The sequence below is a fragment of the Enterobacter sp. 4974935 genome (assembly GCF_058661735.1).
Genome location: NZ_JBZWGT010000003.1, coordinates 2,160,839 through 2,181,589 on the forward strand (window position 1 = coordinate 2,160,839; position 20,751 = coordinate 2,181,589).

19 protein-coding genes are annotated in these 20,751 nt (G+C 54.6%); 8 read left to right on the forward strand and 11 right to left on the reverse strand.

The genetic code is table 11. From position 1 onward, the window contains the following. Window positions 1–24 precede the first annotated feature (24 nt). From AC4OVS_RS11580 to AC4OVS_RS11590, 3 genes are all read right to left on the reverse strand, one after another. Entirely contained in the window at window positions 25–1,680 is a 1,656-nt protein-coding gene (locus tag AC4OVS_RS11580) for a glucan biosynthesis protein D (protein WP_491922428.1), read from the reverse strand. Between the two features lie 230 nt (window positions 1,681–1,910). After that, entirely contained in the window at window positions 1,911–2,684 is a 774-nt protein-coding gene (locus AC4OVS_RS11585; RefSeq protein ID WP_038416033.1) for an ABC transporter substrate-binding protein, read from the reverse strand. 10 nt (window positions 2,685–2,694) lie between these two features. Then, the gene (locus AC4OVS_RS11590) at window positions 2,695–3,864 is read right to left on the reverse strand and encodes a pyridoxal phosphate-dependent aminotransferase (RefSeq protein ID WP_063853650.1); all 1,170 of its coding nucleotides are present in this window, start codon (window positions 3,862–3,864) and stop codon (window positions 2,695–2,697) included. A 113-nt stretch (window positions 3,865–3,977) separates the two neighbouring features. Between AC4OVS_RS11590 and AC4OVS_RS11595 the strand changes: the two genes are divergently transcribed. Beyond that, complete coding sequence (locus AC4OVS_RS11595; RefSeq protein WP_038416032.1) at window positions 3,978–4,820, forward strand: LysR family transcriptional regulator; 843 nt, start codon at window positions 3,978–3,980, stop codon at window positions 4,818–4,820. On the opposite strand, the gene AC4OVS_RS11600 is transcribed toward AC4OVS_RS11595, so the two are convergent. Together AC4OVS_RS11600 and hglS are read right to left on the reverse strand one after the other, a co-directional pair. Continuing rightward, window positions 4,807–6,312: a carboxylesterase/lipase family protein gene (locus AC4OVS_RS11600; protein ID WP_481241599.1), complete on the reverse strand. Its 1,506-nt coding sequence runs from the start codon at window positions 6,310–6,312 to the stop codon at window positions 4,807–4,809. The two genes, AC4OVS_RS11595 and AC4OVS_RS11600, sit on opposite strands and share 14 nt — an antisense overlap. Window positions 6,313–6,354: 42 nt before the next feature. Next, the gene (hglS, locus tag AC4OVS_RS11605) at window positions 6,355–7,698 is read right to left on the reverse strand and encodes a 2-oxoadipate dioxygenase/decarboxylase HglS (RefSeq protein ID WP_063152176.1); all 1,344 of its coding nucleotides are present in this window, start codon (window positions 7,696–7,698) and stop codon (window positions 6,355–6,357) included. 227 nt (window positions 7,699–7,925) lie between these two features. Between hglS and AC4OVS_RS11610 the strand changes: the two genes are divergently transcribed. After that, a complete protein-coding gene (locus tag AC4OVS_RS11610; protein ID WP_022648073.1) occupies window positions 7,926–8,849 on the forward strand; it encodes a LysR substrate-binding domain-containing protein in 924 nt (307 codons plus the stop codon). A 41-nt stretch (window positions 8,850–8,890) separates the two neighbouring features. Here AC4OVS_RS11610 and AC4OVS_RS11615 read toward each other — a convergent pair whose 3' ends face one another. The 3 genes from AC4OVS_RS11615 to AC4OVS_RS11625 form a co-directional block, all read right to left on the reverse strand. After that, complete coding sequence (locus AC4OVS_RS11615; RefSeq protein ID WP_045308096.1) at window positions 8,891–10,582, reverse strand: methyl-accepting chemotaxis protein; 1,692 nt, start codon at window positions 10,580–10,582, stop codon at window positions 8,891–8,893. A gap of 159 nt (window positions 10,583–10,741) precedes the next feature. Continuing rightward, entirely contained in the window at window positions 10,742–11,860 is a 1,119-nt protein-coding gene (locus AC4OVS_RS11620; RefSeq protein WP_017693450.1) for an S-(hydroxymethyl)glutathione dehydrogenase/class III alcohol dehydrogenase, read from the reverse strand. A gap of 32 nt (window positions 11,861–11,892) precedes the next feature. Continuing rightward, entirely contained in the window at window positions 11,893–12,168 is a 276-nt protein-coding gene (locus tag AC4OVS_RS11625; protein ID WP_003857256.1) for a metal/formaldehyde-sensitive transcriptional repressor, read from the reverse strand. A 243-nt stretch (window positions 12,169–12,411) separates the two neighbouring features. On the opposite strand from AC4OVS_RS11625, the gene AC4OVS_RS11630 reads away from it, so the two are divergent. The 5 genes from AC4OVS_RS11630 to AC4OVS_RS11650 all read left to right on the forward strand — a co-directional run bounded on the left by AC4OVS_RS11630 (window position 12,412) and on the right by AC4OVS_RS11650 (window position 14,621). Next, on the forward strand, window positions 12,412–13,017 hold the full coding sequence (locus AC4OVS_RS11630) for a hypothetical protein (RefSeq protein WP_023306165.1): 606 nt from the start codon (window positions 12,412–12,414) through the stop codon (window positions 13,015–13,017). A gap of 186 nt (window positions 13,018–13,203) precedes the next feature. Beyond that, window positions 13,204–13,476 (forward strand): ElaB/YgaM/YqjD family protein, encoded by a 273-nt coding sequence (locus AC4OVS_RS11635; protein WP_003857263.1) that lies wholly within the window; start codon window positions 13,204–13,206, stop codon window positions 13,474–13,476. 191 nt (window positions 13,477–13,667) lie between these two features. Then, window positions 13,668–13,925: a regulatory protein YcgZ gene (gene ycgZ, locus AC4OVS_RS11640; RefSeq protein ID WP_491922429.1), complete on the forward strand. Its 258-nt coding sequence runs from the start codon at window positions 13,668–13,670 to the stop codon at window positions 13,923–13,925. 94 nt (window positions 13,926–14,019) lie between these two features. Then, entirely contained in the window at window positions 14,020–14,319 is a 300-nt protein-coding gene (locus tag AC4OVS_RS11645; RefSeq protein WP_022648070.1) for a hypothetical protein, read from the forward strand. Window positions 14,320–14,342: 23 nt separating this feature from the next. Further along, window positions 14,343–14,621, forward strand: coding sequence for a biofilm development regulator YmgB/AriR family protein (locus AC4OVS_RS11650; RefSeq protein ID WP_075208094.1), 279 nt, complete (start codon window positions 14,343–14,345; stop codon window positions 14,619–14,621). 85 nt (window positions 14,622–14,706) lie between these two features. On the opposite strand, the gene AC4OVS_RS11655 is transcribed toward AC4OVS_RS11650, so the two are convergent. After that, window positions 14,707–16,164: an EAL domain-containing protein gene (locus AC4OVS_RS11655; protein ID WP_491922430.1), complete on the reverse strand. Its 1,458-nt coding sequence runs from the start codon at window positions 16,162–16,164 to the stop codon at window positions 14,707–14,709. Window positions 16,165–16,450: 286 nt separating this feature from the next. On the opposite strand from AC4OVS_RS11655, the gene AC4OVS_RS11660 reads away from it, so the two are divergent. Further along, the gene (locus tag AC4OVS_RS11660) at window positions 16,451–17,335 is read left to right on the forward strand and encodes a hypothetical protein (protein ID WP_023300064.1); all 885 of its coding nucleotides are present in this window, start codon (window positions 16,451–16,453) and stop codon (window positions 17,333–17,335) included. A gap of 33 nt (window positions 17,336–17,368) precedes the next feature. Here AC4OVS_RS11660 and AC4OVS_RS11665 read toward each other — a convergent pair whose 3' ends face one another. Next, complete coding sequence (locus tag AC4OVS_RS11665; protein WP_022648066.1) at window positions 17,369–18,544, reverse strand: HlyD family type I secretion periplasmic adaptor subunit; 1,176 nt, start codon at window positions 18,542–18,544, stop codon at window positions 17,369–17,371. Continuing rightward, window positions 18,541–20,706: a type I secretion system permease/ATPase gene (locus AC4OVS_RS11670; protein WP_491922431.1), complete on the reverse strand. Its 2,166-nt coding sequence runs from the start codon at window positions 20,704–20,706 to the stop codon at window positions 18,541–18,543. The genes AC4OVS_RS11665 and AC4OVS_RS11670 overlap by 4 nt, the downstream gene beginning before the upstream one ends. Window positions 20,707–20,751: the final 45 nt, after the last annotated feature.

A 20,751-nucleotide genomic window follows, 5' to 3' on the forward strand; every position in this document is an offset into this window, starting at 1 on the left:
CCACCCGGCACAAACCCATAAGGACTAACGCATGATCCGGTCGTCAACGTAGTTACGTTTGTCCGGCGCGGGCGGGAAGTACTGATACAGCCAGGTCTCGCTGATGGCGTCGCCCTGACAGCGCAGGAACAGACGCATATCGACCGGCTCGGTGGAGTCAGAGGTTGGGTACCAGTCAAACAGAATGCGATACCCGTCGAACGGCTCGACGTAGAGGATCTCCACCTGCTTCGCTTCACCGCTGGACAGGGTGATCACCGGCTCAATGCCCTTCGGTGCGGCGGCCTTCAAATCGCCCCCGACGAAGTCGATGGCAAAGCGACGGGCCCACACTTTCGGGTAATTTTCACCCGGCGCCCAGCCCTCCGGGAAGCCGCCCATACCGGTACGGGTAGCGTAGACGTTTGCCAGCGGTGAACGCACCGGCGGCTGCGCGCTCCAGTAGAGACGGTATTTGAAGTCCAGTTCATCACCCGCCTGCACCGGTTTTTCCGGCTGCCAGAAGCAGACCACGTTATCGAGCGTCTCGCCGGTTGTCGGGATCTCCATCAGGGCGATGGATCCTTTACCCCAGTTGTTGCGCGGCTCGACCCACAGGCTTGGTCGCTTGTTATACCAGCCCATGACGTCCTGGTAATGGGAGAAATCACGGTCAAGCTGCAACAAACCAAAGCCTTTCGGGTTTTTATCCAGAAAAGCGTTAAATTGCAGCTTTTGCGGGTTGTTCAGCGGTCGGCAGATCCACTCTCCGTTACCGCGCCACATTGCCAGGCGGTCTGAATCGTGGATCTGCGGATGAATGGTGTCGCACATGCGGCGTTCGTTGTTGCCGCAGCTGAACATGCTGGTCATCGGCGCGATGCCGAGCTGCTTGATGTCTTTGCGCGCATAGAGATGGTTTTCGACGTCCATGATCACCTGGCTCTTCTCACAGTGGATCACAAACTTATAGGCACCGGTAATGCTCGGGCTGTCCAGCAGCGCATAGACGGTAAAGGTGGTATCGCCCGGCTTAACGGTTTCAAACCAGAAGGAGGTGAAATCCGGGAACTCTTCCGGGGTGTCGGTAAAGGTATCCACCGCCAGACCACGCGCAGAGAGGCCGTACTGGTAGGTATCATCCACCGCGCGGAAGTAGCTCGCGCCCAGGAACGAAACGATATCGCGTCGCGCCAGCTCCGGCGCTTTAAAGACGCGGAATCCGGCGAAGCCGAGGTCACTCTGACCTTCAAGCTGTTTGGTATCCACGCCCGTATCGCCGTAGCTGAACAGCTCTGGACGGAAGTGGATCTCACGCGCCTGAGAGGTGCTTTGATCCAGCGAGAACATGCGCACGCGGCGGCGGAATCCCATCCCCATATGGAAGAACTGGGCGTCCAGCTGGCGACCTTCAATGTTATTCCACAGCGACTGTTTCTCATCGTAACGGATGGCGTTGTACGCCTGCGGCGTCATGGTGGCCAGCGTTTCCGGCAGCGGACGCGGCGCACCACCCCACGGGGTTTTCGCCAGATCGTGCGCCATGGATTGCAGAACAGAGAAGTCAAAGCGACGGCTCTGACCGTCGGCAATGTCGGAGTCAGCAGCATACGCCGCCTGGGAAAACAGAGAAGCAAGGCCAGAAGTGCCGCTCAGGGCAGCCATTGCCAGGGAACCTTTGAGAAAACGTCTGCGATTCATGCCTGAGAAAACGTCCTTATGGTCGTGTGAATGAGTTTCGCGCGCAGCGAAATGACGGCAAGAAAGAACGCACAGCCTAAACAAAAACGGTTAAGAATCCAATTGTTGGCGGGTGATTATCTGAACAAACCGAGAAATATTTTCTGTCGACCAGAACGGCCTGAAAAAGGGGTAAAGTTATGTATAAAAGAGTCCCGGCTGGACATCAACAGCCGGGACCAACGAGGCGGTTATTTTACGCTGACATCGATACCCGGGAAGTACTTATCAGCCAGTTTAGCGATCGTGCCGTCGGCACGTACTTTATCAATTGCGGCATCAAGCTGCTTTTTGGTGGCCTCATCCCCCTTACGCAGCCCAAAGCCGATCCCACTGCCGAGGATGGTGTCGTCCGACACCGGTTTGCCGATAAAGCCAAACCCTTTACCCTGCGGCTTGCTGAGGAAACCTGCCTGCCCGGCCGCTGACATGACCAGCGAGGCATCGATGCGGCCATTCAGCAGATCTCCCCAGGCCATATTCTGATCTTTATAAGACACCACGGTGACACCGTGCTTTTCCCAGTGCTCTTTGGCGTAGGTTTCCTGAATTGAACCCTGGAGAACGCCGATGGTTTTGCCCTTCAGCCCTTCCGGCGTGGCCTCTACCGCAGAACCGGCTTTGCCCACCAGCTGGGAGGGAATACGGTAGATGGGCTGGGTAAAATCAATGCTCTTACGACGCTGTTCGGTGATGTTCATCGCCGAGTTTATGGCGTCGAACTTTTTCGCCACCAGACCGGGAATCAACGCATCAAACGAGGTTTCTACCCAGCTGCACTTCAGCGCGGCGGCTTTACAGATGGCATTTCCCAGTTCTACGTCAAATCCTTCCAGCTCCCCTGAGGCATTGCGGCTTTCAAACGGCGGATATTCCGCTTCCAGCCCGTATCGCAACTCGGTAGCAGCAAACGACGAGAATGAACACAGCAGTCCTATGCCGACAACTAACGCGCGTAATTTCATCTCAAATTCCTTAACGTGGAGTAACCCGACAAAGGGCCTGGGCACCTGCCCGTAACGTCGCCTCATCTTTCGCAAAAGAGAGACGGATCAGTTTATTGTCCGTGCCATCGGCATAAAACGCTGACAGCGGAATGGTTGCAACCCCGTACTCGACAATCAGCCTTTTCACCATCTCGCTGTCGCGCTCGTCGCTAAAGCCGCTGTAATCCGCAAGCAGGAAAAACGAACCGGCACTCGGAAGCAGCCTGAACGGTGAGTCGGCGAGCAAACTTTGCAGCAGATCGCGCTTGCGCTGATAAAACGCCGCCAGCGACAGCCAGGTTTGCGGATCGGTCATGTGTTCGGCAAACGCGTACTGCATCGGCGTATCGGCCGAGAACATTAAAAATTGATGGACCTTACATATTTCATCCATCAGCTCCGCGGGCGCCACACAATAACCCACGCGCCAGCCGGTGACGTGATAGGTTTTTCCGAAAGAAGAAATAATCACGCTGCGCTCCGCCAGTTGCGGGTGCGTTGCCATCCCGTGATGCGGTTCGCCATCAAAAACGACGTGCTCGTACACTTCGTCAGACAAAATGATGATGTCGGTGTGGCGCGTCAGCGCTGCCAGCTGGTGCAGATCGGCGGCTGAAAACACCTGTCCGCTCGGGTTGTGCGGCGTATTGACGATGATCATCCGCGTGCGTGGGGTAATAGCCGCGCGTACTTCATCCCAGTTCACGGCAAAATCCGGTACCGTCAGCTTAATAGCGATCGGCGTCGCCCCCTGCAGACGGACAATCGGCGCATAGCTGTCAAAGGAGGGCTCGAAATAGATCACCTCATCGCCAGGATGAACCAGCCCGCTGATGGCTGAGTAAAGCCCTTCGCTGGCGCTGGCAGTCACCAGTACCTCGCTCACCGGGTCATAGCGGGTGCCATAGAGCGTGGCAATTTTGTCCGCGATGCGCTCTCTGAGCGGTTGCAGCCCGGTCATGGAGGCATACTGGTTATGCCCTGACTCCATGGCGCGAGTGACGCCGGAGATAAGTTTTGGGTCGCAGGAAAAATTCGGCGCACCCTGAGAAAGGTTGATGGCGTTATGCCGGGCTGAAAGCTGGCCGATAACGGTAAAAATGGTGGTTCCTACATCGGGCAATTTGGAGCGGGTCTGCACCGGCGTTTTCAAAGTCATCCTCTGTCCCTTCTCGTGGTGAATGCATAACTATTCAAACAATAACTTAATTGCCGGGACAATCGAATTGTTGTCATAATAGCCATGACAAAAACGCATAGCTAAGGTGAGATATGTCGCGTCGTTCATTTCCGCTTAATGCCGTAGAGACGTTTATCGTGACCGCGCGTCACCTGAATCTTACCCATGCCGCGAAGGAGCTTTGTCTGACGCAGGGGGCGGTAAGCCGCAAAATTGCCTCGCTGGAAAGCTGGTTCGGCTTCCCGCTGTTCGAACGCCATGCTCGCGGCCTGCGTCTTTCTTCACAGGGAAGCGCCCTGCTGCCGGAACTGCAATCTGCGTTTGAGCACCTGCTTAACGTTGCTGAACAGGCGCGGACGCACCAGACCGTAATTCGTCTGAAAGCGCCTACCTGCGCGATGCGCTGGCTGGTACCGCGTCTGTTACAGGTCGAGCGCGAACAGCCGGAACTCCAGATTGCGCTGACCACTACCACCGATCATAACGTCAATTTCAAAACCGAATCCTATGACGCGGCGATTGTGTTTGGAACGCACATGAGCGCCGGCGTTCTGCTGTTCGAAGAGGCCTTAACCCCGGTGATGAGCCCGCTGCGGGCCGGTTCTGCGCTGGACACACTCACCTTCCTTCACCCCACGCGGGACAAAACGGACTGGACGCTGTGGCTGGCGAAACAGCCGCGTCCGGCGCAAGCTATGCTCAAAAATCAACACTTTGAAACCATGGATCTGGCCATTACCGCCGCCATTCAGGGGCTGGGCATCGCCATTGCGGATGAAACGCTGGTGGAGGAGGACGTGCGCGCCGGACGGCTGATGCGGCCTTATGATACGAGCATAAAGACGGGGGCGACCTACCGGCTGGTGTTACGCGACGCACCCGACCCGGAGAACGGGCTGGATGCGTTTCGTGCCTGTCTGCTCAGTCGAGGCTGACGTGGTGTTTCATTACCCGTTTGAAGAGGCTCATACGGGCACGCATAAAACGGTTTTCAAGCCGAAAACCTGCATGTTTATTCACACCGATGCGCAACAACACGTCCCGCCCTTTCCGGCAGGCGGGCCAGCGTGAGGGCCCCACCAGGCTATCGCGTGCTCCCGCATCCCGGGCGAAGCTCACCCAGTAGTCCGCCACCTGAGCGGCGAAGGCCAGATCGCGTTCGTTTACATACTGCCGCGAGGGTTCCACCTGCCCAAGGGTATCGAACACGTAGGGCACTTCGTTACCGTGCCAGGCGCCGTTGGTATACGTCGCGTGCTCCGCTTCGGCCACATAATCAAACCAGTATCGCCAGCACAGGCCGCCTGCCCGCTGCTGCGCCTGCATCACCACGTATCCCATGGTGGTAAAGGCCATGTCGCGGCAAACCTGCCTGCCGAGTTCCTCATCGCCCTTCACGCCCGGATAAAGCAGCTTGATCAGCCCCAGGCCAAAGCGCCGCTCGCGACGGAGCTTCTGGATCTGCCCGGCAAGATCGACCCCGAACACCGACATCACGCTGGCTTCGTCGCTGTTTGACCCAATCATCACCGGTACTGAATGCTGACGGGCAGCGAAAAAGACATCGAGCATGGCCTCAGGCAAAACGCAGTCACCCACGATGGGCGCAGGGGCGATATTCAGTGGCGAGGTCAGCGGCCAGAACGCCTCAGGCGGGATCGCGCGAAGCTGTTCCGCGGTGGCATTTTGCAGGCCAAAATGGGCAGCAATCACTTCGCCTTTATGGATGGCCTGCTCGCGCGGGGTGTCGGGCAGCGTGTACCCGCTTTGCACAATGGCTTTATGGAACAGTCCTCCCGCAAGCGGAGAAGCCATCAGCGACAGCACGCTGCGCGCACCGGCCGACTCGCCAAATACGGTGATGTTCTCAGGATCGCCGCCGAACGCGGCAATGTTATCGCGCACCCATTCCAGGGCCTGGATCTGATCGAGCAGCGCAAAGTTATGCACCACGCGTTCTTCTTCCCCCTCCAGCGCCGGATGGGCAAAAAAGCCGAGGTGGCCGAGACGGTAATTAATTGTCACCACCACCGTACCGCGCTTCGCCAGCGCCCTGCCGTTATACGGAGGCAGACCGCCAGCGCCGAGGGTAAATCCTCCGCCGTGCAGCCAGACCATCACCGGAAGCGGATCGGCGCGTGCGACTGGCGACCAGACGTTAAGGTACAGGCAGTCTTCAGAGAATTGGCCAGGATCGCCGCCGCCCAGCTCCTGACAGCTTTCGCTGCTCTGCCAGCTGGAGGCGGAGAACGCCGTCGCCGGACGCACGCCATCCCAGCGTGCAGGGGGGCGTGGGGAGCGCCAGCGCCACGGGCCAACCGGCGGTGCCGCATAAGGAATGCCACACCACACATGGGTATCGCCTTCAGTAGAACCAATTAGTGCGCCCTGGCGCGTTTCAACCACAGGGGCGGAGGGATTTTCCATACCAACCTTCTTTTTCCATCACACCCCTGCAGAGTAACGGTTTCAGAGCAAACCGCAACGCTGTTTGCTGCGCCCTTCCGCCTCCTCGTAAAGCGTAAACTCGTCGTACACCGCACAGCCGAGCGCGGCTTCGAAGGCATTGCGGCTGGCATTGCCGTGGCTGCGCGCCTGCGTTTCATTGCCAAGATTCGACTGGAAAATCCCCGCAGCGCTGACGGGCAGAAAATCCTCATAGGTGATCGGCTGCGCCACAACCCAGCCGCGTTCGATCAGCGGCTGCGGATCGTCGCCGGGACGAAACGCGTGGCGATGCGCCTCACCTGTCGGAGTCAGACGGTAGCGGAAATAAGCCAGCCCCTGACGGCGCAGGAACATTTCGCTGTCCGGGAAGGTGCTGAAGATCTCGCGCAGGTGAAGCTGATGGGTCAGGTTGTCTTTGCCGGTCCCGGCCTGATTTAACAGACGGTCGTACAGCTCGCGTCCTTTCGGCGTAAGGGCCACGCCCCGCTGCTCAATCTCACCGAAACGCGCGGTATGCGTACCCTTGTGTTCTCCCGCGAAAAGCACCGGCTCTTCCAGCGCCTTAAAGCTGGTCTGGCGCAGGAGGATCGGCACCTCGCGGCGCGGCGGGCCTTCAATCAGGATTTTCGGCTCAATGCCGTACTTCGGCATCAGCTCCTGTACCCGGTCGATATCCAGCGTGCGCGGCGTGAGATGGTTGATATGGCACCCCGGGAAACAGACCACGTCGGCTATCAGGCGATGTTCGTTACTAAGCGCCAGATAGGTTTCCTGATCGACCGTCGCATGGCGATGCCAGCGGAAGGTTTCTAAGGCTTCCTGCACAAATTCGCGCGCCTGTGCCTCGGTAAAGTGTCCCTGTACATCATGCAGGTCGATCAGGTCCAGGCAGCGCGGCGTAAAGATGTTTCGCCGGGAGAGGATCTCTGCCGCCCTTTCGCGCAGCGCAACGTTTTCAATCAGCTCCAGGCGCAGCAGCGAGGTAAAAATGCGAAACGGATTACGGCAGAGCGCCGCATCGTCAGTCGGACGAAACGCCGTCGAGTGGACGGGCACGCCCGCCTGGGAGAGATCGTAGTAGCTGACCGGGTACATGCCCATAATGGCGAAGATCCGGCGCAGGGTGGAAAGCTCCTGCGCGGTGCCAACGCGGATCGCACCGTGACGTTCAACATTCAGGCGCGCCAGTTCGTCTGCATTTGCCAGTTGTTCATGTAAAAGTGGGTTATTTTCCAGAACCGCCAGGTTAACGTCCGCCACCAGTTCCAGCAAGGTGCCGTACTGCGGAACTTCCTGCTGGTACATCGCCGACATAGCCTGCGAAAAGTGTTCCCGAATATCATCAGCCGTGATGGTGTTCGCCATGATGTCATGCCTCCAGTGAATACTACCTGGAGTGTAGAGAAGCCCGTTCTTTTCGTTGGGAAGAATTTACAAATTGTGATCCAGGCAGACGAGTGGTCAAAGCATGGGCGTTTTTGAAAAACAGTTGTAACTCAAACAGATCAAATGTTAAAAATATTTTGCTATCAGGTTATCAAATTCAAACAACTTAACTTGTCACCCGCGTCGCTCTGTTTTTAACATCGCCTATGGAAAAAAATGGTCTGTTCAGTCAGCGCATACGCTTGCGCCATTTGCATACATTTGTGGCCGTCGCTCAACAGGGAACGCTGGGGCGAGCGGCTGAAACCCTTAACCTTAGTCAGCCTGCACTATCCAAAACGCTCAACGAACTGGAACAGCTTACCGGAACCCGTCTGTTCGACCGCGGCCGTCTGGGCGCTCAGCTTACGCTCGTAGGCGAACAGTTCCTGACGCATGCCGTTAAAGTTCTTGATGCCCTCAATACCGCCGGTCAGGCCTTAAACCGTAAAGAAGAGCAGGCCAGCGACATCGTGCGCGTGGGGGCACTGCCAACGGCGGCGCTGGGCATATTGCCTGCGGCGATCGGCCAGTTCCACCGCCAGCAAAAGCACGCCACGCTTCAGGTCGCGACCATGAATAACACCATGCTGCTGGCGGGCCTGAAGTCAGGCGAGCTGGATCTGGGCATTGGCCGGATGTCCGATCCGGAACTGATGAGCGGCCTGAATTACGAGCTGCTGTTCCTGGAATCACTGAAGCTGGTCGTGCGTCCGAATCATCCCCTGCTGCAGGATACCGTCACCTTAAGCCGCGTAATGGAGTGGCCGGTGGTAGTCTCCCCGAAAGGAACGGTTCCGCGTCAGAATGCGGAAGCGTTGCTGCAAATGCAGGGCTGCACGCTGCCTTCAGGGTGTATTGAAACGCTCTCGGCGTCTCTTTCGCGCCAGCTGACGGTGGATTATGACTACGTGTGGTTTGTGCCGTCCGGCGCGGTGAAGGACGATCTGCGACGCGGCGTGCTCACCGCGCTGCCGGTAACCTCACCCGGCGCAGGAGAACCCATTGGGATCCTGACGCGGGTAGATGCCCCGCTCTCTGAAGGCGCCCAAACGCTGTTAAGCGCCATTCGTAAGTCAATGCCTCTCTGATCCTGAACGCAGAACCCGCCGCGAGGGCGGGTCTGTCTTACTCAGAACGTTTCCCAGTTATCACCTGAGACGGCCGCCGCCGGGGTTAAAGGCGCGGGTTTTGCTGCGGTTGCGGCGGCTGTAGTCCGTCCTGCGCGCGCCCCGTTGAGACGAAACGCGCCAACGGCTTCCGTCAGACGCGCGCCCTGCTCTTCCAGCGAGGCCGCCGCCGCAGAGGCTTCTTCCACCAGCGAGGCATTCTGCTGCGTCACCTTATCCATCTCGGAAATCGCCTGGCTCACCTGAACAATGCCGCGGCTCTGCTCATCGGACGCGGCCGCAATCTCCAGCATAATATCGGTGACGCGTTTAACCGCCTCGACGATCTCATTCATGGTATTGCCCGCCGCAACCACCTCCCCGGAACCCTGATCGATAAGCGACACCGATTCATTAATCAGGCTTTCAATCTCTTTCGCCGCGTTCGCGCTGCGGCTTGCCAGGGTGCGGACTTCACTCGCTACGACCGCAAAGCCGCGTCCCTGTTCACCCGCACGCGCCGCCTCGACCGCCGCATTGAGCGCGAGAATATTGGTCTGGAACGCGATGCTGTTAATCACGGCGGTAATTTCAGAGATCTTCTTCGAGCTGGTGGAAATATTACCCATGGTTTTCACCACGCCGGAGACCATCTGCCCCCCGCGGCTGGCCTTACCGGAGGCATCTTCTGCAAGTTTACTCGCATGATGCGCGTTATCGGCGTTTTGCTTCACCGTCGCGGTGAGCTGCTCCATGCTGGCCGCCGTCTGTTCGATGGCCGCCGCCTGCTGTTCGGTTCGGGATGAGAGATCGGTATTACCCGCGGAGATCTCACTGGTTCCCCGGTAGATCTCCTCCGCCCCCTGCCGCACTGTGCCCACGGTTGTCACCAGCGCGTGCTGCATTGTTTGCAGATCGCGCGTCAGGCGGCCAATTTCGCTGCGCCCGGTCGGTTCGTCCGGCATGGTTAAATCGCCTTTCGCGATATTTTCGATACGCGTAGCGGCTCGCTGAAGCGGGTTTATCACCGTACGGCGCAGCACCACAAAGGTGATCACCGCCAGCGCCAGCGCCAGGCCAAACGCGCCGAACATAAACATCAGCCCCAGCCGGGTGCGGGTGTGAGCCTGCGCCGTCAGTGCGTTGGCGCGTTCGGTGCGGATTTTTATCGCCTTCAGCAGCACCGCGTTATAGGCATCGTCCAGCGGACGCGCGGTCTCATTTTCATGGTTGATAATGGCTTCAAACATGCCGTTTTTGGCATATTTCAGCATCGGCTGCATACCGGCGATGTAGGCGTCATAGCGGGCTTTCAGATCGCCATCCAGCGCTTCATCAGCCTGAGTGCGAACGGTGCGCTTCATATAGGCGGCAAATCCATCCTGCGACTGCCTGATGCGGGTCTCAGCCTCAGCGATGTTTTGCTTCATCGCCTCCATCTCCGCGATGCGGCTCGCCGCCCCCGCGTGGATCATGTTGATACGGGCGGTGCGTAAATGGTTGGAACTGTTTGACAGACCGGTGCGCACCTGGATTTCTGCTGTGACATCCTGCTGATCGTTATCGGCCTGGAGCAGGAAATAGCCTGCCAGACCCGAGCTCAAGGCAAACAGGAGAATAATGCCACCGAGAATGGAGGAAAACAGCGGAACCAGCCGGATGTGATGCAAGAAACTCAGCTTGTGCTGCGCCTGCATCGATGTTGTGTTGTCCATGACCGTCGACTCTCTTATAGGTAAGATGCGTAAAAACACGCCTGTAAAAGAGTCATCGGCACAGCGGGGAATTAGATTACGCCTAAAAGCGCCAGACAGGTCACACTTTAGAGAAGATCAGGGAAGAAATGCCAGCGGGAAAAACCGCTGGCAGAATAATCAGTTGTCGCCGAAATGGATGACGGTACGAATGGATTTTCCTTCGTGCATCAGATCGAAAGCTTCGTTGATCTGCTCCAGCGGCAGGCGGTGCGTAATGAACGGGTCGAGCTGAATTTTGCCGACCATCGCATCTTCAACCATGCCCGGCAGCTGTGTACGGCCTTTCACGCCGCCAAATGCCGACCCGCGCCATACGCGCCCTGTCACCAGCTGGAAGGGACGGGTTTTAATCTCCTGACCCGCGCCGGCCACACCGATAATGATGCTCTCACCCCAGCCTTTGTGGCAGCACTCCAGCGCTGAGCGCATCACGTTGACGTTGCCGATACATTCGAAGCTGAAGTCCACGCCGCCGTCGGTCAGCTCAACGATCACGTCCTGAACCGGTTTGTCGTAGTCTTTCGGGTTGATGAAGTCGGTCGCACCCATCTCACCTGCGAGCTTAAATTTCTCCGGGTTGGTATCCACAGCAATGATACGCCCAGCTTTCGCCTGTACCGCGCCCTGGATGACCGCCAGACCGATCCCGCCCAGGCCGAACACCGCCACGGTGTCACCCTCTTTCACTTTCGCCGTGTTATGCACCGCGCCGATACCGGTGGTGACACCGCAGCCGAGCAGACAGACTTTATCCAGCGGGGCCTGCGGATTCACTTTCGCCAGTGAGATCTCGGCGCACACCGTGTATTCGCTGAAGGTGCTGGTCCCCATGTAGTGATAGATTGGCTCGCCGTTATAGGAGAAACGGGTGGTACCGTCCGGCATAAGACCTTTGCCCTGCGTGGCGCGCACTGCCTGACAGAGGTTAGTTTTGCCGGATTTGCAGAACTTACACTCGCCGCACTCTGCGGTGTAGAGCGGGATCACATGGTCGCCGGGCTTCAGGCTGGTAACGCCTTCACCCACTTCCACCACCACACCGCCCCCTTCGTGGCCGAGCACCGCCGGGAATACGCCTTCCGGATCGTCACCGGAGAGGGTAAACGCATCGGTATGGCAGACGCCGGTGTGAGTAATTTTGATCAGCACTTCGCCTTTCTTCGGCGGAGCAACATCAATTTCAACGATTTTCAGCGGCTGGCCTGGGCCGAACGCGACAGCTGCGCGAGATTTCATGATGTCTTTCCCTTGTTGTGAGGTGTGTGGGTTTATTTTAGATAAGAGCGCAGCAAATGGCCGACTTCCGCCATCCGCACTGCCCGCTGATCCGGGGTGGTCTCCCCCGTCACCAGCTCATCTTTGAGGTGAATTTCAACCATTTCACCCATCAGGCCATTGGCAGCACCGCGCACGGCGGCTATTTGCTGCAGAATGGCGAGACAGGGATCGCCCGACTCCAGGGCGCGTTCAAGGGCATCAACCTGGCCTCGAATGCGGCGGACGCGGGTCAGAATACGTTTTTTATCTTCGGGTGAATGCGGCATACGCCCTCCTGATACTATAGGGGGGTATGGTACCTCGTATGTTATTGCCCTGTAAACCACAAGAAAGAGACGCTGCAATGAGCACATCGCCGGCAAGGAACAAAAGATATTTAGGGTTTATTCTGGCCGCTACGAATCCTATTTAGCTCGTAATGTTAAAATTCAGCACTTATATGGCACGATGTGAACAGAAATAACATTCTCGTCACCTAACATACTGCTACAAACAAAATGGTGGTGTTAATGATTGTACTAAAGAGCTTTTTATTCTTTGTTGGCGCGGCGGTCGCATGCGCGCTTATTATACTTTGTCTTTGGGTTGATATGCGGTTTGTCGGCCATGATATTCCGGAATTATCACTGACCGAAATTATGCAGGAAACGGTATTAGCGACTATCGTGTTTCTCCATTTTCGTCTGGCGAAAATGGATGAATCCATGCGTTACTGTAATATACTGGTTGGCGGTTTTTTCCTGACGATGTTAATTCGTGAACTGGACGCGCTTTTTGACCTCATTTCTCATGGGAGTTGGGTGTGGTTCGCGCTGATTACCGCTCTGCTGGCTTTAATTCGCCCCGTTATGCATTTTCGCGCTACGCTGGAACAGCTGGCAAAATACACGCAATCCCCCTGGTACGGTATTCTGTTGAGCGGCCTGCTGGCTGTACTGGTCTTCTCCCGTCTCTTTGGAATGCAAGTGCTGTGGCACGCCATTCTGGAGCATGGCTATATGCGTGTCGTGAAAAACGCCGTGGAGGAAGGTTCGGAATCGTTCGGCTATATGCTGTGCCTGGCCGCATCCCTTGGCTATTACATTACCTTTCGCGCTAACGCACGAGAGAAATAGTCTCTTCCCGCTACGTAGACAGAGACGGCGAGGGAAATATTTATCCACTCCATCCTTAGGGCGTTATGGTGGACATGTAAGAAAGACATATCCTAAAAAGAGGTAATCAGGCGTCGATTTTAGCGAATTCTCTCTCACCTTTGCCATCAGCGTCTATCCTTAGACTATCAACAAAAGGAGGCTGGAATGTCTGATTTCGACACTGATAAAAATGCACAATACGCTGGCGATAAAGCCAAAAACAAACTTGATGAATTATCCGGCTCTGCACAGCAGCAGTTTGGTGAATTCGTTGATTCCCCTAAACATCAGGTGAAAGGTGCAGCGAAAAAATATGCTGCCCAGGCCAGTGATGCCGTCTCGGATGTTACTGAAGCCGTCAGAAATAACCCGTTAACGGGCTTAATCGCTGCGGGTGCGGTAGGCATCGTTCTGGGACTTCTGCTGGGACGGAAATAATTTCAGGCCCTCCGGGGCCTTTTCTTTTCCCCACGTTTTTCTCCCTCTCTTCCCCCCTAATTTTGATAGTTCATCTGACAAATCCCCGAACTGCACGAAAAACTTGTACAATTTAGATGTACAGATTTGACCGGATAGTATAAATTCGATGCCAGTGATGTTACAAAATTGTTTGTCAACGGTGGAAAATTATGCGTCGCAACCATGCTCCCTCTACAGCAGAAAGCGCTATAACCTTGTATTTTAACAAGGATAACGTCCCAACACAGCAGGAAACCCTTGGTGCCATCGTCAGTGAGATCATCAAAGAAAATGTACAACTGAGCAGAATGACAATTTGTACAAAGCTGTTGCGCAGAATTGAAGAATCAACGTCTGACGTAGAGAAAGCGCACTATAACGGTTTGATAGCCCTCTTCTTCGAGCGTCAACCTGAACACTGTTTTTAACTTACTAAGTTAGTCATGCTGAGTGAGAATAGAGCATCTGGATGCGATGACTAACCCCATGCTACAGCCGCGTGTAGCAGAGTGAGATTAAGCTATGCATAGAACTAAATTTGAACGACTTAAGGATGACCTTATCGGTGAGGCCGTATTATCCATACTGAAAGAGAACGGACCTATTACCTTTGCGTCTCTTGCTAATCGCCTGCAGGCGATGGCTAACGTTGAATCAAATGATGAGCGTAAAAATGCATTGATTGCCGCTGAAGATGAAGTGCGCCAGCGTGTAACCGGCGTATCGCACGACCGGGGAAGAGTGATGGGCGATTATGAAATTGGCCGCATGCGCTCTCTTTTTACTCACAACACGCTTCTGAGCCCAAATAAGAAACACTAATTTTAACCGAGACGGTGACCACCATGAGTAAAGCGACTATGCACCAGACGTATAATTTTGAAGCCCTGCACGATAAAGGACTGGCGGAACACTTTCTTAATGCTGGAAAGCATCTCAGTGGTGAAGTTGAAGTGTTAGGCTCGGCAATACGCTGTATTATGCTGACCGGTGACAACCTTTCGAATAAAGAGATCATCCTGCAACTGATTCACGCCCTAGAAATTACCGAGGAGCCTGAAGCCTGCGATGTCATTCGCAACACACTTGAAATTGTTGTCGGCTTTACGCGTGATGATATCTGAGAATACACTATTGCGACGGTGAGTGAGTGTTTTTTACTGGTGGTCGAATACTGTAGTCTGTCGTACCACCAGCATAGTGAAGCCGTTAACTAAATAGCCGTACCATTCGATCCAACTCTTCTTCTTTAACCGCGCGGGAAAGATAATAACCCTGGAATCGCTTAACCCCTAACGCGACAAGTTTTTCAAATTTTTCTTCGCTATCGACGCCTTCCGCAACGCATTCGGTCCCCGTCATGTCGCTGTAAACCTGTATCGCTTTAATAATGCTATAGTCTTTGTCGTTAGCCACAAAGTGCTCAACAATATCGCGATCAAGCTTTAGTCCATCAACATTAATCAGTCTGATGGGCAGCATAGCATGATATTTTGAAAAACAGTCATCCAGAAAAAGCCGACATCCCTCGGCGCGTAAACGCTGGAGTGTTTCGGGAATATTTTTATCCTTTGTTACGTCAATCGTTTCAGCTACTTCAAAGACCAGTTTCCCGGCCCACTGCGGTTTGAGTAACATTTCGACGGCCTTTTTGGCCATCCCCGGCAGCGCGTTTCCCGAAGCAAGTTGAGGAGGAATGTTAACTGAAAAATAATATTTTCCATTGTATTTATTGATACCTGATACGGCCGCATGGATGACTAACGCCGTTAGCTTGAGCCATATTTCACTATTTTTTATCCCTCCCAGAAAATAGGCTGGCTTCAGGATCTCACCTTTTTTATGCCAGCGCAGCAGGATTTCAAATCCAACTCCTTTTTTATCACTATCAGTGATAATTTGATAAGCCGCAAAGATTTCCCGTTTATGTAACGCTTGTAATATATCTATTTCCGTTTCCGAAAACACTTTTGTTTTATTTTTTCCTGCACAAACCTCATCTCTGAAAACGCGAGAGTCGCTAAACCATACTCTGATAATATATAATTTACCCAAACCCACCTTGCGATGGGTATAAATAGTTTTATCTGACAGCCCTAACCTCTTACTCTGCTCTTTTATGGAAATACCCCGATAGAAATTCAGTAGCACGGTTAACTCGCGATGTGTTAACCCATGCAAATTTTCTTTACCCTCCTTGTCCGGTACGTTACGCAACAAGCGTGAAGGGCCAGCACGCTCATCTGGCTCATTTTTTACAAAGCCCATTATTTCTGTAATATTCTCTACCCTGATCGTGGAAAGCTTTTTTGTATTATTAACGAGACTTCTCAACGTTGCATTAAGCCATCGCTCAGGTAGTGCACCATACAGGGTGACCCTGCAAATCACCGACAGTGCATTCAGAACGGATACCAAGCGCTTCAGGCTTTCAAGAAAAGTAGCAACGTCACGACCAAGGAAAACCGAAACCTCGGGCGATTCATTTTCCATCATTTTCTCAACGTCAACGGAACATATTTCATCCTCTTCAAAATGGAGTCGCGTGGCGTGTACGCCTCGAGATTTCAGAAGCAGGCTATACCCTTCAAAGGTGAAACCGCAGGCTGAAATAACAAACCGTTGCTTGTAGCAAGTACCTTGCACAGAGGGTAAATTTTGAGACATAACCTGCTCCTGAGAATACAAACATCATTCCCATATGTAATTAAAGCCAATATTCCTTGTCGCATTGAATAATTTTACCGCACCCCATTTGGTTAATAAACCGTTATCAATGTTATGCACATGAACATCTTTGCGTTAATCAACCGACTCATCCATATGCAGCATAAATATCATTTTCTTTTCATATAACAACAGTAACCAGGACTTTCTCAAGGTATAATGAAAATTCCGAAAAAGAAGTCCGGACACTTCTTCTCATCGGCTCAGACAAAAAAGAGAAAATGCTATGGATAATCACATCTCATCCAGAGCTTTGCTACATCGACGGGATGTCATTAAAAACAACCCGCGATTTAGTGAAGCTATAATAGAACACTACAGAATCAATGACGCCATTTATAAAAAACAACCCCTGTTCTACAAAACGATGCTTCAGGAATCACGGTTCAATATAATACTCTCAATATGTTGTTTTGTTTTTGGCAATCAGGCTGAGTCGGTCTCGGAGATTAAGGCACTGTGCTCACGCTATAATATCGCCAGCCCTAACAGCGTTATTGCGATCATCACCATACTTAAAACCACCGGGCGAATTAAGACCTGGCGCTGTACCGAAGATCGGCGAAAAACAAAAATCGCGCCTACGGAAAAAGGACTGGATGAGCTTAAACGCTATATGTCCGGGGCGTTCACGCCTGTTAGCATTCTTTATCCGACATTCAACATTAATGTTAATCTTCTGGACAATGACACACTCAGGCACAACTTTTTCCGGCGCGCCGCAGAATACCTTTTCCGCGGATTAACATTCAGTAAAGTACTTCCGGAGGTGGGTTTATTTATTGATAAGGATGGTGGCCGGATGATTATGCTCTATCTCTATTTGCAGGCCATTAAAAACAAAACAGCATACGGTGCCATAATAGCGTATTCAGCCAGCACACTTGCAAAAGAATTTTTCGTCTCGCGTATTCACGTCAACCGCATTATCAAATCGGCACAGGAGGCAGGTTATCTTAAAGATCGCGGCGATGGCCGGATGTCCATTTACCCGGCATTTATCGAACTTGTCGAAAATTATGCCGGTTTATATTTTGCCTATGTCACACATTACATCAATGTGGTGCCAAAAGAACGACGCCATGCTGTCAACATGACGTCTACACTCTGATCTGACGGGCGTTCGGCTTGCTGAACGCCTTTTTTATCGCTCGCGCAGCGCCTCTTTTGCCTTATTTAACGGTTTCAGCAGATAATCAATGACGGATTTACTGCCGGTTTTGATATCAACCGTAGCTATCATGCCCGGAAACACCGGGAATTCCTTGCCCTGCCGGTTAGTCAGATGGTTACTGTCTGTACGGATATAAACGCGATAATAATAAACATCCCGTTTCACCTCGTCCTGAAGGGTATCCGGTGAAATCATCGTCACCTCCCCCTCCAGCCCGCCGTAAATGGAGTAGTCATAAGCGGTGATTTTCACCAGCGCTTTTTGCCCGGGATGGATAAACGCGACATCGCGCGGCGAGATTTTCGCTTCTATCACCATCTGGTCATCAAGCGGTACCAGGCTCATCAGTTTGCCGTTCGGCGGGATCACCCCGCCAACCGTCGTCACGTCAATGTCTTTCACGATGCCACGCACCGGCGCATTAAACGTTAAGCGGGTGAGTGAGTCTTCGCGCCCTTTCATCACCGAACGCTGCGCTTCGATTTCCGCGTTCGCTTTCGCCAGTTCTTCGCGGGCGCGAACGTAGTACTGGTTTTTCATCTCGGTGATTTTGCTCTCCAGCTCATTTTTTTGGCGTTCAAGGCGTAAGACTTCGACCTTACTGGCCGCCCCCTGCGTCACCAGCGGGCGCGTTAATGCCAGTTCACGCTGCACGAGATCCGCTCCCTGGCGTAAACCCGCCAGCCCTTTTTCAAGGCTTTCGCGACGAGACTGGTAAAGCGCCGTTTCCTGTTTAACCAGCTCAACGTCGTCATCCAGCTCTGCCGGGAATGTCAGCCCGGTGTCGTTCACTTCAGCATTCAGACGCGCGGCTGTCGCCATCGCAGCATTTAATCGAGACTCGCTCTCAAGCACGCTGGACTCGGTTTTCGTCCGGTCCAGTTGGGCAAGCTGTTGACCACGCTCGACGATATCGCCTTCGCGCACCATCAGACTGTGGATAATCCCCCCTTCCAGGGACTGGATCACCTGCTCGTGGGAGGACGGGATCACCTTGCCACTGCCCGTAGTGACCTCATCCAGCTGGAACAGGCTGGCCCAGGTAATAAACACCACCAGCAGGGCAAACAGCGACCATGCCACCAGCGACGATCGCGGCAGGCGGGGCTCCTTCAGTCGGCTATTAAAGCGGGAGAAATCATTCATGCCACGCCCTCCGTTTTCAGTCTAACCGTGCGCTGCGGCGCCTGCTGCGGGGCCATTCCGTGCTGGCGTAAAATGGCATCACGAGGGCCATCCATCACCACTTTGCCGTTTTCCAGCACGATGATGCGGTCAACCAGGTCCAGAATCGGCAGACGATGCGTCGCCACCACCAGCGTCCGGCGCTTACCGAGCCACTGGTGCAGATGCTGGATAAACTGCTTCTCGCTGACCTCATCCAGCCAGGCGGTGGGTTCATCCAGCAGCAGAATATTCGGCGAGGTGATCAGCGCGCGGGCCAGCAACAGCGCCTGACGTTGCCCGCCGGAAAGCCCCATTCCGCCCTCGTTGATGATGGTGTTCAGCCCCATTTTCTGCTTGCGCACAAACTCCAGCGCGCCGCTATTGACCAGCGCCTGATGGATTTCCTCGTCTGTCGCCAGCGGATTACCCATCAGGATATTGTCGCGTACGGAGCCGAAGAACAGCCTCGCCTGCTGACTGAGCAGCTGCATATCGCGGCGTACGTCAGCCGGGTCAAGATGATTGAGAGCAATATCGTCCAGCAAAATGCTGCCCTGCTGTGGCTCCTGCATTCCCGCCAGCAGGTGCAGCAAAGTGCTTTTCCCCGAACCATTCCGCCCGAGCACCGCCACGCGCTCCCCGGCGCGAATGTGCAGTTTGCTGACGTTCAGCACGGTGAGCTTCTCTTCTTCGTCGTAATAAAACCCGACGTCGTCCAGCTGATAATCACCGCGCAGGTGGGCTTTATGCACTTTTTTGCCGTGCTGGGGATCGTCAATCGGACGCTGCATCAGGTCATCCAGTCCCTTGCGGGCCACCTTTGCTGACTGCCAGCGGGAGAGCACGCCGGAAATCTGCGACAGCGGCGCAATGGTGCGGGACGCCAGAATCGAGGTGCCCACCAGCGCACCGGTGGTCATGTCGCCGCTGATGACCAGGTAACAGCCCACCAGCAGCACCACGGCGTAGACGATAGATTGCACCTCCTGGGTCCAGGTCAGCAGCAGCCCCGTCAGCCAGCGCTGTTTCATGCCGACGCTGGCGGCAACGTCATTGGTGTTATTCCACTGGTTCTGGAACCGCTGCTCGGCGCGCATCAGCTTGATGTCCTCAAGCCCCTGCACCGCTTCCACCAGCGTGGCGTTACGAATCGCCGATTCACGCATCCCTTCGCTGGAGAGTTTTCCCAGCGGGCGCTGCACCAGCAGGCCGGGAATGAGCAGCAGCGGCACGGCCAGCAGCACCACCAGCACCAGCGGGCCGCCAATCATCCACAGAATGAAGACGAACAGCAGGAAGAACGGCAGATCGGAGATGGCCGCAATGGTGGTGGAGGTGATCAGCTCCCGCACCGACTCCAGCTCGCGGATCTGGGCGATAAACGACCCGGTCGATTTCGACCGTGCGCCGTTTTTAATCCTCAGGGCGTGGGCAAACACGCGCTCGGAAATACGCAGGTCGGCGCGTTTCCCTACCACATCCGAAATATGCACCCGCAGCATGCGCATGATGAATTCAAACACGATAGCGATCATCACGCCCCCAAACAGCACCCACAGCGTGGCCTCCGACTGGGACGGCACCACCCTGTCATACACCTGCATGGAAAAGACCATGCCGGAGAGCGCCAGCACGTTGGCGACCAGCGCCACCAGCATAATATCGCTGTAACGACGCCAGTCTTTCAGCGCCAGCTGCCAGAACCAGTTTTTCTCATAGGGTTTGATGTAATCATCCACGCGCGCATCCGGCGTGGACTCCAGGGGACGCAGCACCATCAGCCCTTTTAACCGCGAACCGAGTTCGTCACGCGTCAGCGTCGTCTCCAGGCCGCCGTCGCCGCTGAACTGCACGCTGATGTTCCCTTCGTTGTCCATACGGTTGATGACCGCGATTTGCCCGCCGGTGAACTCCGCCAGCAGCGGTAAGCGCCACGGGTCGAGCGATACGGCTTCCGCCGCTACCCAACGCATCCCCAGCCCAAGCTGGCGCGCCATCTCCTCCAGCACCAGCTGGCGCGAAGACTGGCTTTCATGGTTAATCGTGACCCGAACATGCTCCGCCGAAAAATCCAGCCGATAGTGCTTAGCGATGATGAGCATGCCCTGCAACCAGGGTTCGTACTGTGGATGTGTCTTCATAATGCTACGTCCTGTTCAGGGCGATGATTTCGCACTGAAATGATA

Bases quoted from the DNA above. Each gene is read 5' to 3' on its own strand.
- AC4OVS_RS11580 (WP_491922428.1), bottom strand. From the start codon at position 1,680: ATGAATCGCAGACGTTTTCTCAAAGGTTCCCTGGCAATGGCTGCCCTG.
- AC4OVS_RS11585 (WP_038416033.1), bottom strand. From the start codon at position 2,684: ATGAAATTACGCGCGTTAGTTGTCGGCATAGGACTGCTGTGTTCATTC.
- AC4OVS_RS11590 (WP_063853650.1), bottom strand. From the start codon at position 3,864: ATGACTTTGAAAACGCCGGTGCAGACCCGCTCCAAATTGCCCGATGTA.
- AC4OVS_RS11595 (WP_038416032.1), top strand. From the start codon at position 3,978: ATGTCGCGTCGTTCATTTCCGCTTAATGCCGTAGAGACGTTTATCGTG.
- AC4OVS_RS11600 (WP_481241599.1), bottom strand. From the start codon at position 6,312: ATGGAAAATCCCTCCGCCCCTGTGGTTGAAACGCGCCAGGGCGCACTA.
- hglS (WP_063152176.1), bottom strand. From the start codon at position 7,698: ATGGCGAACACCATCACGGCTGATGATATTCGGGAACACTTTTCGCAG.
- AC4OVS_RS11610 (WP_022648073.1), top strand. From the start codon at position 7,926: ATGGAAAAAAATGGTCTGTTCAGTCAGCGCATACGCTTGCGCCATTTG.
- AC4OVS_RS11615 (WP_045308096.1), bottom strand. From the start codon at position 10,582: ATGGACAACACAACATCGATGCAGGCGCAGCACAAGCTGAGTTTCTTG.
- AC4OVS_RS11620 (WP_017693450.1), bottom strand. From the start codon at position 11,860: ATGAAATCTCGCGCAGCTGTCGCGTTCGGCCCAGGCCAGCCGCTGAAA.
- AC4OVS_RS11625 (WP_003857256.1), bottom strand. From the start codon at position 12,168: ATGCCGCATTCACCCGAAGATAAAAAACGTATTCTGACCCGCGTCCGC.
- AC4OVS_RS11630 (WP_023306165.1), top strand. From the start codon at position 12,412: ATGATTGTACTAAAGAGCTTTTTATTCTTTGTTGGCGCGGCGGTCGCA.
- AC4OVS_RS11635 (WP_003857263.1), top strand. From the start codon at position 13,204: ATGTCTGATTTCGACACTGATAAAAATGCACAATACGCTGGCGATAAA.
- ycgZ (WP_491922429.1), top strand. From the start codon at position 13,668: ATGCGTCGCAACCATGCTCCCTCTACAGCAGAAAGCGCTATAACCTTG.
- AC4OVS_RS11645 (WP_022648070.1), top strand. From the start codon at position 14,020: ATGCATAGAACTAAATTTGAACGACTTAAGGATGACCTTATCGGTGAG.
- AC4OVS_RS11650 (WP_075208094.1), top strand. From the start codon at position 14,343: ATGAGTAAAGCGACTATGCACCAGACGTATAATTTTGAAGCCCTGCAC.
- AC4OVS_RS11655 (WP_491922430.1), bottom strand. From the start codon at position 16,164: ATGTCTCAAAATTTACCCTCTGTGCAAGGTACTTGCTACAAGCAACGG.
- AC4OVS_RS11660 (WP_023300064.1), top strand. From the start codon at position 16,451: ATGGATAATCACATCTCATCCAGAGCTTTGCTACATCGACGGGATGTC.
- AC4OVS_RS11665 (WP_022648066.1), bottom strand. From the start codon at position 18,544: ATGAATGATTTCTCCCGCTTTAATAGCCGACTGAAGGAGCCCCGCCTG.
- AC4OVS_RS11670 (WP_491922431.1), bottom strand. From the start codon at position 20,706: ATGAAGACACATCCACAGTACGAACCCTGGTTGCAGGGCATGCTCATC.